The sequence below is a fragment of the Roseburia sp. AF12-17LB genome, from assembly GCF_003479605.1.
GTDB classification, from domain to species: Bacteria; Bacillota; Clostridia; order Lachnospirales; family Lachnospiraceae; genus Roseburia_C; species Roseburia_C amylophila.
This window is the reverse complement of the sequence record NZ_QUHR01000016.1, coordinates 1-406: the sequence shown is the minus strand read 5'-3', so window position 1 is coordinate 406 and position 406 is coordinate 1. Positions and strand designations below refer to the sequence as shown.

1 protein-coding gene is annotated in these 406 nt (G+C 43.3%); it reads left to right on the top strand.

Annotated features, from left to right (window positions below):
- Nucleotides 1-406: T7SS effector LXG polymorphic toxin (locus DWV68_RS13540; protein ID WP_197420873.1), on the top strand; the 406-nt coding region annotated here is incomplete at both ends.

Here is a 406-nt window from a genome sequence, read left to right as displayed (position 1 = left end):
TAAAGTATGAAGAAATTACCAGCATTCGGGAACTGATTCTGGCACAGCTTGACCGGTGGATAGAACAGATAGATGCGGTAAGAAGCAGTATTGTAGAAATTGCTGCCATGCCGGAGATGCACGGAGAGGCAGCAGAGCATGTAAGAAGCTATATGTGGGATTATCATATGAATCTTGCAAATATGATAAAAGATACGATAGAAACCTACCGGAGCAGCTTTATACTCTATACAGACTGGTATTATAACATTGATTCTGACCAGATGGCAGAGATGTCTCAGGATTCCATGGAGGGACTGGAGGAGAACATTCAGGGAGCAAGATCAGACTTTGATGCGGTAGCAGAGGAAGTAGCGGATATTGAGAGAGAACTGTCTGCTTATCTTGATGTTGGCAGATTTCCTAC